At 75.7% G+C, this 3,544-nt stretch carries 2 protein-coding genes; both read left to right on the forward strand.

Annotation, left to right across the window (positions count from 1 at the left end; all coding sequences use genetic code 11):
- The first annotated feature begins 108 nt into the window (after nt 1–108).
- Nucleotides 109–2,235 (forward strand): ABC transporter permease subunit, encoded by a 2,127-nt coding sequence (locus tag ACFXA3_RS38765; RefSeq protein WP_385195445.1) that lies wholly within the window; start codon nt 109–111, stop codon nt 2,233–2,235.
- A gap of 175 nt (nt 2,236–2,410) precedes the next feature.
- Complete coding sequence (locus tag ACFXA3_RS38770; RefSeq protein ID WP_385195447.1) at nt 2,411–3,292, forward strand: ABC transporter substrate-binding protein; 882 nt, start codon at nt 2,411–2,413, stop codon at nt 3,290–3,292.
- Nucleotides 3,293–3,544 lie beyond the last annotated feature (252 nt).

Here is a 3,544-nt window from a genome sequence, read left to right on the forward strand (position 1 = left end):
TGCTCGCCGTGGTGGCCGGACTCCGGGCCGGGACCGGACGGGAGGTGGCGGCATGACCGGCACGCCCCGGCCCGCCGTCCCCGCCCCCGGCACCGGGGGGTGGCGCGGATGAGCTCGGCCACGGCCCCCGCACGCGAGCCCTCCCGGCCGGGCGCCCCGCAGTCGTCCGGCAGGCCCGGGGACGCGGAGCGCCGCGCCGCGGACCGCCCCGCGGCGAACGGAGCGGCCCCCGGCGACCGCTCCGCCACCGCCGGACGCGCGGCGGCCGGCAACCGGCTGGCGGACCGTGCGCGCAGCGGCCCGACCGTGCTCGGACGCCCCCTCGGCCGCGGACTGCTGCTGCCGCTGGCCGTCGCCGCCGCCGTGCTGGTCCCGCTCGCCGTCGTCTTCCCGGCCGCCGGCAGCTGGCCCGCGGCCCTGGCCGTCGACCTCTCGGGGCCGCTCGGCCGGGCCGGTGACTGGATCATCGACCACCGGGACAGCCACCCGCTGTTCCTCTACTTCTTCGGCCACATCAGCAACGCCGTGGTCGTCTCCGTCCGCGCCGTCTACGTCGTCCTGCTCGCCGCGGGCTGGACCGGCGTCAGCGCGCTGGCCGCCCTGGTCGCCTGGCGGCTGGCGGGCCTGCGGCTCGCCCTGACGTGCGCCGCCGCCTTCGCCGCGTGCGGGCTGCTCGGCATGTGGGTGCCGACCATGCAGACGCTCGCGCTGATGGTCGTGGCCGTCGCCGCCTCCGTCGCCGTCGGCGGGCTCCTCGGTCTCGCCGGCGGGCTCTCCGCACGCGCCGACCGCGTCCTGCGGCCGGTGCTCGACACCATGCAGATCCTGCCCGCCTTCGCGTACCTGCTGCCGATGGTGCTGGTCTTCGGCATCGGCGTGCCCGCCGCCGTACTGGCCACCGTGGTGTACGCCGCCCCGCCGATGGCCCGCCTCACCGCCCTCGGCCTGCGCGAGGCCGACGCGGGAGTACTGGAGGCGGCCTCCTCGCTCGGCGCCACCGGCCGCCAGCGGCTGCTGACGGCCCGGCTGCCGCTCGCCCGCCGGCAGCTGCTGCTCGGCGTCAACCAGGCCATCATGACCGGCCTTTCGATGGCCGTGATCGCCTCCGTGATCGGCGCGGGCGGCCTCGGCGACCGCGTCTACCAGGCCCTCGCCTCCGTCGACGTCGGCGCCGCCCTGGCCGCCGGCATCCCCATCGTGCTGCTGGCCGTGGTCCTCGACCGCACGGCCGACGCGGCGGGCCGGCGGATCGGCGCCGCCGAGATCCCCGGACACGGCCCGCGGCAGCTGCTGCTCCGCGTGTTCGACGGCTGGTACGGATGGCTGCTCACCGTCCTCACGGCAGTGGCCGTCGCCGTCGCCGGCCGGATGGCGGGCACCTCGCTGTGGCCGGCGTCCTGGACGGTTCCCATCGCCGGGCCCGTCAACGGCGCGGTCGCCTGGATGACCGCCCACCTCTACTCCGGTGTGCCCGTCGTCGGCGGCACGGCCGACTGGGCCGCCCGGTTCACCGGCTGGGTCCTCGACCCGCTGCGCGGCGGTCTCCAGGCGGCGCCCTGGTGGCTGCTCCTGCTGCTCGCCGGGGCGTTCGCCCTGCTCGTCGGCACCTGGCGCACCGCGCTCACGGCCGTCCTCGCCCTCGCCGCCGTCGGCGTGCTCGGCGTCTGGGACGCCTCCCTCGACACGCTCTCCCAGGTCCTCGCGGCCGTCGCCGTCACCCTCGTCCTCGGCTTCGCGATCGCGGTGGGCGCCGCCCGCAGCGACCGCGCCCAGCGCTTGCTGCGCCCCGTGCTCGACGTGTGCCAGACCCTGCCGCAGTTCGTCTACCTGATCCCCGTGGTCGCGCTCTTCGGGGTCGGCCGGGCTCCGGCCGCCGCCGCCGCGGTGGTGTACGCGCTGCCGGCCGTCGTACGGATCACCACGCAGGGCCTGCGCGAGGTGAACCCGGCCGCGCTCGAATCCGCCCGCTCGCTGGGCGCGACCCGCTCGCAGCAGCTGTGGCAGGTCCAGCTCCCCCTCGCCAGGCCCGCGTTGCTGCTCGCCGTCAATCAGGCGGTGGTCCTGGTCCTCGCCGTCGTCATCATCGGCGGTCTGGTCGGCGGCGGCGCGCTCGGCTACGACGTCGTCCTCGGCCTCGCGCAGGGCGACCTGGCCACCGGCCTCGTGGCCGGCGCCGCGATCGTATGCCTCGGCCTGCTGCTCGACCGCGTCACCCAGCCCGTGAAGGAGGCCTGAGATGCGCAACCGACCCTTCCACGCAGGACGCGACGCACACGCCGGAAACCCGGCGGATCCCGGGGACGCCGGACAGTCCCGACGCGGCAGACGCGGGCGCCCCGGCCGCCGGGGCTCCGCCCTGCTCGCGGCGGCGACCGGGCTCGCCGTGCTCACCGGCTGCGGAGCGGCCGACATGACCCGGCAGACGTCCCCGTACGCGGCCGCGCAGGGCGCGAAGACCGTGACCCTCTCCGTCCAGTCCTGGGTCGGCGCCCAGGCGAACACCGCCGTGGCGGCCTACCTCCTCGAACACGAGCTGGGCTACCGCGTGGACACCGTGCAGGTCGACGAGGTTCCGGCGTGGGACGCGCTCAGCCAGGGCCGCGTCGACGCGATCATGGAGGACTGGGGCCACCCCGAGCAGGAGAAGCGGTACGTCGACGGCAAGAGGACGATCACGCGGGGCGGCGACCTGGGCGTGACGGGCCACATCGGCTGGTTCGTCCCCACCTACTTCGCCGAGGCCCACCCCGACGTCACCGACTGGAAGAACCTCGACAAGTACGCCGACCAGCTGCGCACCCCCGAGAGCCGCGGCAAGGGCCAGCTGATGGACGGCTCGCCGTCGTACGTCACGAACGACAAGGCGCTGGTGAAGAACCTGGGGCTGGACTTCGAGGTCGTCTTCGCGGGCTCCGAGGCGGCCCAGATCACCCAGATCAAGCAGTTCGCCAAGGAGCGCAAGCCCTTCCTGACGTACTGGTACAAGCCCCAGTGGCTCTTCGAGCGGGTCCCGATGACCGAGGTGAAGCTTCCCGAGTACACCGAGGGCTGCGCGGACGTCCCGGAGAAGGTGGCCTGCGCGTACCCGCACACGCCGCTGCAGAAGTACCTGAACACGCGCTTCGCGGAGTCGGGGGGCAAGGCCGCCGCGTTCCTGAAGAAGTTCCGGTGGACCACGGCGGAGCAGAACGAGGTGGCCCTGATGATCGCCGAGGAGAAGCTCTCGCCGCAGGAGGCGGCGAAGAAGTGGGTCGAGCGCAACGAGTCCGTCTGGCGCCCCTGGCTGGCCTGATCCTCCCGCAGGCCCCTTCCGGGCGGTCCCCGCACACCGGCGCGGGGACCGCCGGGGCGGCCCGTGAGACAGGCGCACCGGAGGTGTGCGGGGGCGGGGCCGGGGGCCCCCGCCGCCGGCGGGCCGGCCCCGCCGGGCGGGGGGGGGCGCGGCGGGGGCCGGGGCCCGGGGGGCCGCCCGCCCCCGCGACCCTGCTGGAGACGCTGGTCGAGGAGGCCGAGGAGCGGCTGATGATCGGCGGGACCGCCAATC

This window comes from Streptomyces sp. NPDC059456, assembly GCF_042750055.1.
In the GTDB taxonomy this organism is placed as follows: domain Bacteria; phylum Actinomycetota; class Actinomycetes; order Streptomycetales; family Streptomycetaceae; genus Streptomyces.